Here is a 12,898-nt window from a genome sequence, read left to right on the forward strand (position 1 = left end):
TTCCGACCCCGCCGCAGGGGGTGCGGCATCAGTCTGACGATCCGGAGGATAGTATGGCTGAAAATACCGACCTGTCATTCACAGGTCTCACCGACGAGCAGGCCCAGGAACTGCACGCGGTCTATTTGAGCGGGCTTTGGCTGTTCTCAGCCGTTGCCGTAGTGGCTCATTTGGCTGTGTTCATCTGGCGCCCGTGGTTCTGAGGGGGATTGAGATATGAGCAAGTTCTACAAGATCTGGCTGGTCTTCGATCCGCGCCGCGTTTTCGTGGCACAAGGGGTTTTCCTTTTCCTGCTGGCAGCGATGATTCACCTCGTCCTGCTCAGCACCCCTTCCTACAACTGGTTCGCCATCGCCGCGGAAAAATACGACCGCCCGATGGATTGATGAACCCTGTTGCGGGCGCCCGAGGGGTGCGCCCGCAACCATAGACATGGGTTTCCGGATGGCCCGCCAGGGCTGTCACGACAAGCGGAGGGTAGCATGGCGCTGCTGAGCTTCGAGCGAAAATACCGCGTGCCTGGGGGCACGCTGGTGGGCGGAAACTTGTTCGATTTTTGGGTGGGGCCGTTCTATGTCGGATTCTTCGGGGTCTTGACGGTCTTCTTTGCCGCACTTGGCACGCTCCTGATCTTTTGGGGCGCGGTGTTGCAGGGGACATGGAATCCCTGGCTGATTTCGATCAACCCACCACCACTTGAATACGGGCTTTCGGCGGCACCGCTGGCCGAAGGCGGATTGTGGCAGATCATCACGATCTGCGCGATCGGGGCCTTTGTGTCCTGGGCCCTGCGCGAGGTGGAAATCGCGCGCAAGCTGGGCATGGGGCTGCATGTGCCCTTTGCCTTTGGCGTGGCGATCTTTGCCTATCTGACCCTGGTGGTGATCCGCCCGGTGCTGATGGGTGCCTGGGGACATGCCTTCCCCTATGGCATCTGGACCCACCTCGATTGGGTGTCCAACGTGGGCTACACCTACGGCAACTTCCACTACAATCCGGCGCATATGATCGCGGTGACATTCTTCTTCACCACGACCCTGGCGCTGGCGCTGCATGGCGCGCTGGTCCTGTCGGCGGCAAACCCGCCCAAGGGGCAGAAGATGAAGACGCCCGACCATGAAGACACCTTCTTTCGCGATCTCATCGGCTATTCGGTGGGCACGCTGGGGATCCACCGGCTGGGGCTGCTGCTGGCGCTCAATGCCGGGTTCTGGTCGGCGGTGTGTATCGTGATCTCGGGAACCATCTGGTTCGATCAGTGGGTGTTCTGGTGGGATTGGTGGCTTGATCTGCCCTGGTGGGCCAATATCCCGGGAGGCGTCAATGGCTGAGTATCAGAACATCTTTACCCAGGTTCAGGTCCGGGCCGCCCCCGAAATGGGCATGGTCGAAGAGGTGGAGCTGGAGAACCGGACCAAATCGGCCAGTTTCTCCAACCTGCTGGGCTGGTTCGGCAATGCGCAACTGGGGCCGATCTATCTGGGCACCATGGGCGTGATTTCTCTCGCCACCGGCGCCATCTGGTTCGTGATGGTCGGCATGTGGTTCTGGGATCAGGCGGGCTACAACCCGGCCGTGTTCCTGCGCGATCTGTTCTGGCTGTCGCTGGACCCGCCGGGGCCGGAATACGGGCTGAGCTTTCCGCCGATGCGGGAGGGGGGGTATTTCCTGATTGCCTCGTTCTTCCTGCTGATCTCGGTCATGACCTGGTGGGTGCGCACCTATCTGCGGGCCGAGGCGCTGGGCATGGGCAAGCACGTGGCCTGGGCCTTTGCCTCCGCCATCTGGCTGTTCCTGGTGCTGGGTCTGTTCCGTCCCATCCTGATGGGGTCCTGGTCCGAGGCGGTGCCCTATGGCATCTTCACGCACCTGGACTGGACCAACCTCTTCAGCCTGCAATACGGCAACCTGTTCTATAACCCGTTCCACGCGCTTTCGATCGTGTTCCTCTATGGCTCGGCCCTGCTGTTCGCCATGCACGGGGCGACGATCCTGGCCGTCAGCCGCTTCGGCGGGGACCGGGAGCTGGAGCAGATCGTGGACCGCGGGACCGCATCCGAACGCGCCGCCCTGTTCTGGCGCTGGACGATGGGCTTCAACGCCACCATGGAGGGGATTCACCGCTGGGCCTGGTGGTTCGCCGTGCTGACCACGCTGACGGGCGGCATCGGTATCCTGCTGACCGGGACGGTCGTGGACAACTGGTCCGTCTGGGCTGACCAGCGCGGCTTCCTGCCCAGCTATGACTGAAGGAGCGAACTGATGTCCGAACGTGACTACTTCGAGGTGAGCCGCACCGGCCAGATCCGCAACTGGATCATGAGCGAGATGCTCCGCGGCGGGGGCTATGCCGCCGTGGTGCTGGTCGGTATCGGCCTGATCATTGGGGTGATCTATCTGGTGGGGCTTCTGCTGCCCGCCGAAAGCCGGAACACCCCGCCCCCCATGCCGTTCAGCCAGTTGGAGGCGCCGCTTGATGGCGCTGAAACCCGCCTGGGCTGAAAACGGAATCGGCGGGGGCGCGGCCAAAGCGCCCCCGCCCAACCAGGTTCGGGACAAAGCCAACCCGGACGCGGGCCATAGTGCGCCCGGTTCCCTTTCCTGATGGCAACAGGAAACTGGTGCCGGGCGGGTGTGACCCCTCGGCACCTTTTTTGTCTGACGGAGGAGAGAATGACCCAACCATCGCCCGCATCCCGCCCGCTTCTGGACCGTGTCGCCGGACCGGCCGACCTGCGCGCTCTCAGTGACGCCGAGCTTGCCGCCCTGGCCCAAGAGTTGCGCGAGGAGTTGATCGAGGTTGTCAGCCGCACCGGCGGGCATTTGGGGTCCTCGCTGGGGGTGGTGGAACTGACGGTGGCGCTGCACGCGACCTTCCGCGCGCCGTTTGACAAGATCATCTGGGATGTCAGCCACCAGAGCTATCCGCACAAGATGCTGACCGGGCGGCGTCACCGCATGGACAGCCTGCGCCGCGAAGGGGGGCTTTCGGGCTTCACCAAGCGCGCGGAAAGTGAATTCGACCCGTTCGGCGCGGCGCATAGCTCCACCAGCATCTCGGCCGCGCTGGGCTTCACAGTGGGGCGGGACATGGGCCTGCCCACGGGCGATGCGGTGGCTGTCATTGGCGACGGCTCCATCACCGCCGGGATGGCCTGGGAGGCGCTGTTCAACGCCGGGGCCGAGGGGCGGCGGATGGTGGTCATCCTCAATGACAATGAAATGTCCATCGCTCCCAATGTCGGTGCGCTCAGCCGTTATCTGACCCGCCTGGGCGGTGCCGCGCAGGGCATGAGCCTGCGCGAACTGGCCGCCGGGTTCGAGGCCGCGCTCCCCGAGGCGCTGCGCGAACACGCCCGCCGCACCCGTCAAAGCATCGGCGGCATCCACGCGCCCGCGACCATGTTCGAGGATCTGGGCTTCACCTATCTGGGCCCGGTGGATGGCCATTCCATGCCCGATCTGCTGGCCACCCTGCGCACCGTGCGCAGCCAGGCCGACGGGCCGGTGCTGATCCATGCGCTGACCGTCAAGGGCAAGGGCTACGCGCCGGCGGAAAGCGCGGCCTGCAAATATCACGGCGTGGCGAAATTCGATGTCGGCACCGGCGCGCAGCAGAAATCGCGGCCCAATGCGCCCAGCTATACCGGAGTATTCGGCCAGACCCTGACCGAGGCCGCGGCCCGCGATCCGCGCATCGTGGCCGTGACCGCCGCCATGCCCGGGGGGACTGGGCTGGACATCATGGCCAAACGCTTCCCGCGCCGGGTCTTCGACGTGGGCATCGCCGAACAGCACGCTGTCACCTTTGCCGCCGGGATGGCCGCCAGCGGGCTGAAACCCTTTTGCGCGATCTACAGCACCTTCTTGCAGCGCGGCTATGACCAGGTGGTGCATGATGTGGCGCTGCAGGGGCTGCCGGTGCGCTTTGCCATCGACCGCGCGGGGCTGGTGGGGGCCGATGGGGCCACCCATGCCGGGGCGTTCGATGTGGGCTACATGACGAACCTGCCCGGCATGGTGGTCATGGCCGCCGCCGACGAGGCTGAACTGGCCCGCATGGTCGCCACCGCCGCCGCCCATGACGAAGGGCCCATCGCCTTCCGCTATCCGCGCGGCGAAGGCGTGGGCGTGGAGATGCCCGAACATGGGCAGGTGCTGGAGATTGGCAAGGGCCGCGTGCTGGCCGAGGGCGATCAGGTGGCCTTCCTGTCCTTTGGCGCGCATCTGTCCGAAATCCAGCGCGCCGTGGAGCAATTGGCCGAGCGCGGGATCACCGCCACCGTTGCGGATGCGCGTTTTGCCAAGCCGCTGGATACCGATCTGATCGCGCAGCTGGCGCGCCATCACAAGGCGCTGATCACGGTCGAACAGGGCGCGCAGGGGGGCTTTGGCGCGCATGTGCTTCATCACATGGCCAATGCCGGGCTGCTGGAGCATGGGCTTGCCCTGCGCACCATCACCTTGCCGGATCGGTTCATCGACCAGGCCAGCCCCGCGGCCATGTATGCCGATGCGGGCATGAGCGCGGATCACATCACCCGTGTGGCGCTTGGCGCGTTGGGGATGGGACGGATGGTCTCGGTCGCCTGAAGATGTGGGAGGGCTCAGGAAGCGCCCCCGAGCCGCGCCCACCCGCCCACCCTGCGCGCCTCGGGGGCGCTTGCGGCGCAGGCGCCGCTGGGGGGATTGGTGATCGGCGGGCGGCCTTCAGGCCACGGCGGCGTTGGTGCGCGCTGCCAGCGATCCCTTCGCCCAGGCCTGCAGCACCTTGAAGGCGATCGGCGGGATCGCCAGCGTGGCTGCCACCAGCGCCACGCCGCCCAAAACCCCCACCAGACCGGCCCCGCCGGACACCGACAGCAGCGCCGTGGCAAAGGCCGCGAGCGGAAAGGTGAATGCCCCCCAGAGTGGTGAGAATCCGGCTGCAGTGATCCAGCGCGCGCTGCCCAGCAGGGCGACCAGGATGGCCGCAGCCAGAAGCGCCGACGCATTTGCCAGCACTACAAGCTCAAATTGGCTGGCGACGATGGCAAAGAGGCTGGCCGGGGCCAGATGGATGGCCAGCAACGGGCGCAGGGGCGCAGGCGGGATGCGCCGGATCAGTTGCACCGCGCTGACCGCCCATATGACCAGCGCCACCGGGATGGTGGCCCAGAGCACTGCTTGCGCATCGAAACCCAGCGGGAGTGCCGACAACGGCCACAGGATGGGCCCCACAAAGACCAGGTGAAACACCGGGGTCACCACGCGCCCTTCCTCGGGGCCGGTCAGCAGGGTACGGATCACCAGGCCCATCAGCGCCAGATGCCCCACCACTGCCACCCCCAGAACCCCCAGCGCCAGGCCCGGCGCCAGCGGCACCAGCGCGGCGGCCAGCAGCACCAGTGACAGCACCATGGCCGCCATGCCGGCGCGGCCGGGCAGGACGCGCAGTTCCTCGGAGATCACGCCGGGCCGACGCAGGGGCTTGGCCAGCCATGCGATCAGGCAGAACAGCAGCAGCATTGCCGCCGCCCCCAGTACCAGATCACCGATGCCTGAGGGTGCGCCCAGCGTGGTTGTTGCCTCGCGCCAGCCAAGGCCCAGCCCCATCAGCCCCATGATCGGCGGAAAGATTGCAGGCGGGGTGTCGCGCCACAGCCCCTTTGGCCGGGGCGGAAATGGGGGCGGCAGAGGGCGTCTGGACATGGCACACCTTTGGCTGAGGGCCTGCGACAGTTCGCGCCGGGGGCTGGGCGCTTCCAGGCTGGAATACTTATTCGCGGTCTGGCATGTGTTGCCTGTGCTGACAAGAGGACTCACCATGGCCCGCGCCAACCTGCCTTTGCTTGCCCTGCTTCTGTTCCTGACGCAAACCCCCGCCCAGGCCCAGACCGCGCATGTCCTTCACACGGCTCTGCCGGGCGATGCATTGGCCGAAACTTCCGCCCTGGTGGTTGATATCCGCCAGCCGCAGGAATGGATCCAGACCGGGGTGCTGCCCAATGCGCTGTTGCTGACCTTTGCCGACTCGGCGCAGTTCCTGGCGGAATTGCAGCCGCATCTGCAGCCGGGACAGCCGGTGCTGTTGATCTGCCGCACCGGCAACCGCACGGCGCGCGCCGCGGCGATGATTGCACCGCAGCTGGATGTGCCGGTGGTCGATGTGACCGGCGGCATGTATCGCCTGATCGCCGAAGGATACAGCCCGGCCACCCCGCGCGCGGCACAAGGCTGCCGCATCTGCTGACGGATCCGGCAAGGTCAGTGAGCAGAAGCCATGACGCCTGAAGGGTTGAACCCTGCATGCAGCTTTGCGCAAGCGAGATGCGCCGGGGGTGCACCGCGCGCGGAGATGGTGTCACGCCGCTTGCGGGGGGCGGGGGCCCCGTCGCCCCACTGTCCCGGTGTGCGTCGGAAACGGTGCATTGGGATGGTTTCTGATCTGGTGCAAATCCGCAAGCCGCGCCAGTTCGCGCTTGCACCGGCGCCTCTCATCGGCTTGCGCATCTTGCCCCAGGATGTCCTTTGTCGGGCGCCAGTGTGCGTGACCTGACACAAGATACCCAATGATTGCTTGCAGCCCGTTGCGGACGATCCAAATTGCTCGCGCGGAGCAAAGGTCGAAGGCCGCCGCGCAAGCCCGGGCCGTCCCCCGGCACGGCGATCTGGGTGCCAATGGCACATAGCTTTGAGCCTGCGCGGATCTGGCCACCATGCGTGACATCGCCCGCCCCTCAGATCGCCCCACCCCGGCCTGACGCTGCGCGGCTCTGCGCTTATGTCCAACGTCCGCATTGTCCTGCATAACTGCCTTTCGCGACCGCGCAGCCAATGGGCAGGAAGCTTTTGTCAGGTTCAGAACACGAGGCGGCGTTCCCATTCAAGCCGGCCATGTCTGGGTAGGGGCGAGTGCGACGACGTTTCGGATTGAGGCGCGCGAGTGATCGATCACGTCCCCTTTCGGGCACTGGAACACCCGGACCTTCATCGCCCTCTTGCGCCAGGTCAGGCTGGATGCGCCATGGGTGATCGATGGTAGGATGCCGCATTCACCGTCGCAATTGTGCTTGAACCATGTATGGCGGGCTCCCCGCGGGGCAATGGCGTCTCGGTTGATGCTGGCGTGATTTCGGTCGCCTTGGTCCTGATCGTCGCGCCGGAGGCGCATCGTCGCTGTGACGGCACGCGGTCGATGGCGCTCCGGTCCGCAGCAGGGGTAAGGCAGGGCGGCGACAGCGCCGCAGGGGATCGAACCGATCAAATGCGATACGCTCCAGCCTCCTGTCTGCACTGCAGGGCTGCGCCCTGGTCAGAACAGGTCCAGGCGCAGCGGGTTTTGGGCCCAATGCGCGCGCGCGGCCAGCAGCAACCGGTCGGTCGGTGATGCGGATGTGGCCGAAAGCCCGTGCCTCTGGGTCTGGCGCTCAAGTGCGGCACGGCTGGCGGGACCAAAGGCGCCGTCAACGGCAATCGGTTCGCCCAGTGCAACGAGAAGCATCTGCGTGGCGCGATCCTGCTCTCGGGCGTCGATCTGGGCAAGCTGGCCCCGGGCGCGATCGATCGCGTCGGAATTCGGCATCTCGATGACCTTTGCCGCGCGAACAGCCGCATCAGCCGGTCCATGCCCGGACAACTGCCCCGTCATGATGATCGCAACGCCGTTGGCGCCTGCCGTGCCATCACCGCGCTCAAGGCCGACATCGCTCCAGCGCAGCGCTTCGGCCAGATCCGGCGCACCCAGTTGACCGCGCGCATACATCCGGGCCAGATCGCCCGGTGCACGTGGATGCCCACCCTCGGATGCCCGGAGCAGATAGTCGCGGGCGGTCTCATGGTCCGGGTCTTCGCCGTCCAGGCCCAGCAAGGCAACAAGGCCAAGATTGTGATGGCCGTAGATGTCATCACGCGCGCTTGATGCGGTCAGATAAGTCATGCCGCGGGCAGGCTGGTAGCGGTCGGACTCGGGGATCAGGAACTGATAGCCCAGTTCGTTCATGGAAAACGTGTGTCCCATCTCCGCGGCACGGTCCAGCAGTTCGAAGCCGCGCGCGTGCTCGGCATCGGTTTCGCCGTCGCGCAGCAGGCGCAGCCCCAGCGAGTGCATGGCAAAGGGATCACCTGCCGCGATGCCCCTTTCGCGCAGCGCGCGGGCCTCATCTGGGTCAAGCGGCACATCGACGACATCGCGGTCGATCTGCGGCGCGCTCAGCAGCGTGGCCAGCGCATTGAACGCGCGGATATGTTCGGCGTCTGCGGCCGCGCGGAAGCTGCGATAGGCACCTTCGAAATCGCGGCTTGCAAGCTGCGCACGCCCGTATTGATACAGAAAGCGCGGCGTATCGGGGGCCGCGGCCACGGCGGCGGCGCATGCCTCCATCGCTGCCGCCGGATCGATCTCGTTCGGCCAGCGAAAATAGCCGACCCCCTGCAGGTCCAGCGCGTCGCCTGCCTGGATATCGCAAGGGGCGACCTCAAGCTCCAGGTTCACGGTCAGGGTCTGCGCGGCGTCCGGGGACCCCAGGCGCAGTTGAAAGCTGTCGGCCAGAGTGATCGCATCACCCGCAGCGGTGTTGATTTCGCTCAGGGCCGGGCGAAACGTGATATCGCCGCCCCGCAGTTGCAAACCCTGGCTCAGGTTCACGGGCACGAGGCTGCGCGTGGTGGCGCCCGCCTCCGACACCTCGGCCAGTTCGATCCGCCCGCGGGTTGGTGTCGTCACGATCTCGGCCCCGTCAAGCGGGTGCTGCAGGGTGTCCGAAAGTTGCGCGCCAAGCGCCACGCGGCGGTCGAACTGCAGCGCTATGGTCGCTTCTTCGGGAAGTGCTGCGACCAGGGTGTCGGCTTCGGTTGACCCGGTTGCCGGTTCCGGGGTTGGCGCGACCGGGTCTTCCACGGCCTCGGACACCGCGACCGGGGCGGGCGGTTCCGCTGCGGCGCCTGCGCGCTTCAGGATGAAGGGCCGCACAAGGGTCGAGCTTTCCCACGGCACCTGAAACCCCGCGGTCATCGCATATACGCGCTCGCGCACCTCGGACAGCACGTTGGGCAGGTTTTCGTCAGGAGTGCGGCGGACGGACGCGAGCAGAGCTTCGGTATAGGGGCTGTGCCCCCCGGCTTCGCCATCGAGCGCAAGCTCTCCCGGAGAGGCAGAAAAGGCGACCAGCGAATTGATCGGGGTGCGCATGACCTGGAAGCCTTCGCGCGCCTCATAGAAACTGGCATCGAGCCCGGTGGCAAGGACTTGCTCGGGAAACGGGTTCTCGCGGCAGGCGTCGACGATTGCGACATGGGCCGAGGAGCGCGCTGACAGACCCTCGATCACGCGGTCCAGGGTGATGGAATATCTGGGCAGGTCGTAGATGTCATCAAACCGGGCATCGACGGGGACAAGATAGTTGCGCTGTCCGATCTGGATGCCATGCCCGGCGAAGTAGAAGATCACGTCATCTTCGGGTTCGACATTCAGCAATGCCGTGCGCAAGAGGTCTTCGAAACCCTTCCGGTCAAGATCGAAACCGGCATGGACCCGGTAGCCGAAATCACTCAGCATCTGTGCGACGGCGCGGGCATCCGTCACGGTATTGGCAAGCGGGCCGACATGCTCGTAGCGTTCGTTGCCGACGACAAGGGCCACACCCCCATCCGGCACTGTATCCGCCGCGCCCGTAACCGGCGCCAGAACAAGGGCCAGAGCGCAGGCTGCCGTCTGCCGCCGGAACGCGGCTGGAACGGGCCAGTTGCGACCTGGCTCAGCCCCAGCCACCGCCTCCGCCTCCGCCGCCACCTTCGCCGCCACCGTCCAGTTCCAACTCCATCCTGGATGGCGATGACTGTGGCGCAGGCGCCGGGGCGGGCGTTGGAGTCGTGGATTGCATCGGTGTGGTTGTGGTCGCCGCTGGGGGCGGTGCCGTGGTGGGTTCGGTCTGCTGCGTAGTCGTCTGACAGCCTGCCAGAAGCACGCTGGCGAAGAAAACTCCCGAAATCTGAACGCGCATCACACCCTCCGTTTTGGAAAAATTCACACCGAAACCTATCAAGAAACGCCCTGCGAAGCAATGAAACTCCACGTTTTCGGGGATGCGCAGGGAATGACGGTTCTTCGGGTGTGAGATGTGCGCGTGCGGCTGAGAGGGTTGCACCGGCGACCGATGGCGGCGCCCTCATTCAAGGACTGATAAAGTGCCACGCAAGTGTATGATTTTACGAGTAATTGTAAAGGCGATGCTGTGCCGTTCCCTGCTCTGATGAGGCGAAGGGTTTGGCAGGTCCATGCAGCGTGCCGGAGATGGATTTCCGGAAGCCGGCCATGGGTGGGGAATGGAATGCGCCTTTGAAAACAGTTCTACGCAATCTCCAGAGCGCTTGGCTGATGCCGAAGGAAACCCAAACCTGATCGGTTTCCGTGCAGATACTTCGGGAAATCCGGAGGGTTTCAGGAGTGGCGGAATTTCAATTATCATACATATGTATGAAATAGGGCGGCCGGGTTGATTGCAGCTCCAACAGGGAGCAGATACGGGAAATTTCTTCCGGAAAAGCAGACAGATATTTGCGCCGGTTCTCCATCGGTATAGCCCGGAAATCCCCAAACCACCCAGGATTTATTTAACAAATTCAACGTTCGGTTTTGTCAGAAATTCGATCACTTGATTGATCGGCAAGCCTCGGCGATCAGCGGCGCGCTATCGACGCTGCCGGACCGGTCTGTTCACCCGGTCAGCGAAAGTGGTTGCGGGCGTTGGTGAAATTCGGAATTCAAGGTGTTGTGATCGCGGCGACCGCTTATGGATCGCAATGCAGCCTGAGTCGCATCGAGAGAGTTTTTTGGAATTAATGTTCCTGATCAGTGCCAGGGCGGCCCGGCGCATCACCATCCCTGAGACGCACGGGCAGAGCCGTTGCCCCTTGCTGTACAGCGTGCAGACGCCCTCCGCCCGCTCATGACCGCTTCTTTCCGGCCTTATTTCCCTGTCCTGTCGCAATCCCGTGGCGTGCACCCCGAATGCCCCACGATGGACACTGTCATGCGCGCCCATTGGCGGGTCCTGCTTCGACGTGCGCAGCATGACCAGATACCCTGCCGGGGCGCGTTTTTCAGCGGCCTGCCGCGATTGCGAAGGGCTTGAAAACCATTCGTGATTCACAGGAAAATTATGATTTAATTAAAGCGAATTTTGGTATACACTCCGCTTCAAACGCCTTGGGTTTTTCAAGGCTCCGGCGGCGGATTTCGATCGTTACATTACGCCAGCCAGGAGGGCAGCATGGACCTGGACGCGCTTCTCGCAGAACGCGAGAGCAACCCGCCAAGTGGGGAGAACCTCGAATACGAGGACATCTTCCTTGCGATGGAGATCGCCGCGCGACCCGTCGAAGAGCGGCAGGCCGGTGATGAAATCCTCGAGGCCGAAGATCCCGATTTCGCCGATGTTGCGCAGAAGGCCCTGGCGGTCATGGAGCGCAGTCACGATCTACGCGCGGGGGTCGTCCTGGCAGGTGCGCAACTGTTCACGCGCGGGCTGGCCGGTTTCTCCGAAGGGCTCGCCTATGTCCGGGGGTGCCTGGAGCAGCATTGGGAAACCTGCCACCCCGAGCTTGACGCCGAGGACGACGATGATCCGACCATGCGGATAAACGCAGTGCGCGCGCTGGGCGCAACTGACCCGGTCCTGCGCGGGCTGCGCGCGGCGCCATTGACGGAAAGCCGCGCTTTCGGCGGCGTCACCCTGCGCGATATACAGATATCCCTGGGTCAGGTCGCCCCGCGCGATGGTGAATCCCCCAAGTTCGACAGCGCATCCGTGGCTGCGGCCTTTCAGGACACCCCGGAGGATACCCTTGCCGAAACCCTGGCCGCGGCGCAGAGCGCGCTTGAGCATCTGCAGGCGATCGAAGGGGTCTTTGCCGAGCGGACACCGGGGCAGGGGCCGCATCTGACGGAGGCGATAAGGCTGCTGCAGCAGATCATCCGGCAGGTGGGGGCGGTGGCGGGTGTGGCCGCCAGCTCCGACGAGGATGAAGCGGAGGGCGCGGCGCCCGCGGATGCATCCGCAAGTGCTGCGCGTGGCGCTCCGGGGCAGATACTGTCGCATGCGGATGTCCGCGCTGCGCTGGACGCGATTGCCGCGTATTATCAGAAAAATGAACCGTCCAGCCCCGTTCCGATCCTGCTCGGGCGGGCCAAGCGCCTTGTGGGCGCTGATTTCATGTCAATCGTGAATGAGCTTGCCCCGCAGAGTGTCGATAACGTGCGACTGATCGGAGGGCTGGGCGATGAACATGAAAATGGCTAGCCGCCCGTCTGTCTGTACGCCGCCCGGGCAGGAATTGCCCGGGCCGATCAACCGTGCCGTCCCCACTCCCCGACCTTAGGAGATACCCATGAGCAGTTCGCAGAAATTCATCGCCCGCAATCGCGCGCCACGTGTGCAGATCGAATATGATGTCGAGGTCTATGGTGCCGAGAAGAAGGTGCAATTGCCCTTTGTCATGGGGGTGATGTCGGATCTGTCCGGCCAGTCCGAAGTTGCGCTGCCAGCGGTCAATGATCGCAAGTTCCTGGAGATCGATGTGGACAATTTCGGTTCGCGCATGGCGGCGATCAAGCCGCGCGCGGCCTTCAGCGTGCCGAACACGCTGACCGGCGAAGGGAACATGTCCGTCGATATCACTTTTGAAAGCATGGATGATTTCACCCCGGGCGCCATCGCCCGCAAGGTTGGCCCGCTGCGCGAGTTGCTGGAGGCGCGTACGCAACTGTCCAACCTGATGACCTACATGGACGGCAAGAGCGGGGCCGAGGATCTGCTGGCCCGGGCGATGCAGGACCCGGCGTTGCTGAAGTCGCTGGCGTCTGCCCCCGCACCGGCCGACGGCGATGATGCGGGCGGCGAAGAAGCGGCGAAGGAGTGA

Annotated in this window: 11 protein-coding genes; 9 read left to right on the plus strand and 2 right to left on the minus strand. The window is 64.6% G+C overall.

From position 1 onward, the window contains the following. The first annotated feature begins 53 nt into the window (after nucleotides 1-53). The 6 genes from pufB to dxs all read left to right on the plus strand — a co-directional run bounded on the left by pufB (nucleotide 54) and on the right by dxs (nucleotide 4,594). The gene (gene pufB / locus HUK65_RS11530; protein ID WP_179906420.1) at nucleotides 54-203 is read left to right on the plus strand and encodes a light-harvesting antenna LH1, beta subunit; all 150 of its coding nucleotides are present in this window, start codon (nucleotides 54-56) and stop codon (nucleotides 201-203) included. A 13-nt stretch (nucleotides 204-216) separates the two neighbouring features. Continuing rightward, nucleotides 217-387, plus strand: coding sequence for a light-harvesting antenna LH1, alpha subunit (gene pufA, locus HUK65_RS11535; protein ID WP_179906421.1), 171 nt, complete (start codon nucleotides 217-219; stop codon nucleotides 385-387). 96 nt (nucleotides 388-483) lie between these two features. Then, a complete protein-coding gene (gene pufL, locus HUK65_RS11540) occupies nucleotides 484-1,332 on the plus strand; it encodes a photosynthetic reaction center subunit L (RefSeq protein WP_179906422.1) in 849 nt (282 codons plus the stop codon). Next, complete coding sequence (pufM, locus tag HUK65_RS11545; RefSeq protein ID WP_179906423.1) at nucleotides 1,325-2,251, plus strand: photosynthetic reaction center subunit M; 927 nt, start codon at nucleotides 1,325-1,327, stop codon at nucleotides 2,249-2,251. The genes pufL and pufM overlap by 8 nt, the downstream gene beginning before the upstream one ends. Before the next feature lie 12 nt (nucleotides 2,252-2,263). Continuing rightward, complete coding sequence (pufX, locus tag HUK65_RS11550; protein WP_179906424.1) at nucleotides 2,264-2,503, plus strand: RC-LH1 core complex protein PufX; 240 nt, start codon at nucleotides 2,264-2,266, stop codon at nucleotides 2,501-2,503. 171 nt (nucleotides 2,504-2,674) lie between these two features. After that, the gene (gene dxs / locus HUK65_RS11555) at nucleotides 2,675-4,594 is read left to right on the plus strand and encodes a 1-deoxy-D-xylulose-5-phosphate synthase (RefSeq protein WP_179906425.1); all 1,920 of its coding nucleotides are present in this window, start codon (nucleotides 2,675-2,677) and stop codon (nucleotides 4,592-4,594) included. A 117-nt stretch (nucleotides 4,595-4,711) separates the two neighbouring features. Here the strand turns inward: dxs and HUK65_RS11560 are convergent, their stop codons facing one another. Further along, a complete protein-coding gene (locus tag HUK65_RS11560) occupies nucleotides 4,712-5,692 on the minus strand; it encodes a TDT family transporter (RefSeq protein WP_179906426.1) in 981 nt (326 codons plus the stop codon). A gap of 115 nt (nucleotides 5,693-5,807) precedes the next feature. On the opposite strand from HUK65_RS11560, the gene HUK65_RS11565 reads away from it, so the two are divergent. Next, the gene (locus HUK65_RS11565; protein ID WP_179906427.1) at nucleotides 5,808-6,233 is read left to right on the plus strand and encodes a rhodanese-like domain-containing protein; all 426 of its coding nucleotides are present in this window, start codon (nucleotides 5,808-5,810) and stop codon (nucleotides 6,231-6,233) included. 1,062 nt (nucleotides 6,234-7,295) lie between these two features. Here HUK65_RS11565 and HUK65_RS11570 read toward each other — a convergent pair. After that, the gene (locus tag HUK65_RS11570) at nucleotides 7,296-9,620 is read right to left on the minus strand and encodes a caspase family protein (RefSeq protein ID WP_179906428.1); all 2,325 of its coding nucleotides are present in this window, start codon (nucleotides 9,618-9,620) and stop codon (nucleotides 7,296-7,298) included. A gap of 1,630 nt (nucleotides 9,621-11,250) precedes the next feature. Here HUK65_RS11570 and tssA point away from each other — a divergent pair. After that, nucleotides 11,251-12,279, plus strand: a complete 1,029-nt coding sequence (gene tssA, locus HUK65_RS11575) for a type VI secretion system protein TssA (protein WP_179906429.1) — start codon at nucleotides 11,251-11,253, stop codon at nucleotides 12,277-12,279. A gap of 88 nt (nucleotides 12,280-12,367) precedes the next feature. Then, nucleotides 12,368-12,898, plus strand: coding sequence for a type VI secretion system contractile sheath small subunit (gene tssB, locus HUK65_RS11580; RefSeq protein ID WP_179906430.1), 531 nt, complete (start codon nucleotides 12,368-12,370; stop codon nucleotides 12,896-12,898).

Origin of the sequence: Rhabdonatronobacter sediminivivens (assembly GCF_013415485.1) — a bacterium.
Lineage (GTDB): Bacteria > Pseudomonadota > Alphaproteobacteria > Rhodobacterales > Rhodobacteraceae > Rhabdonatronobacter > Rhabdonatronobacter sediminivivens.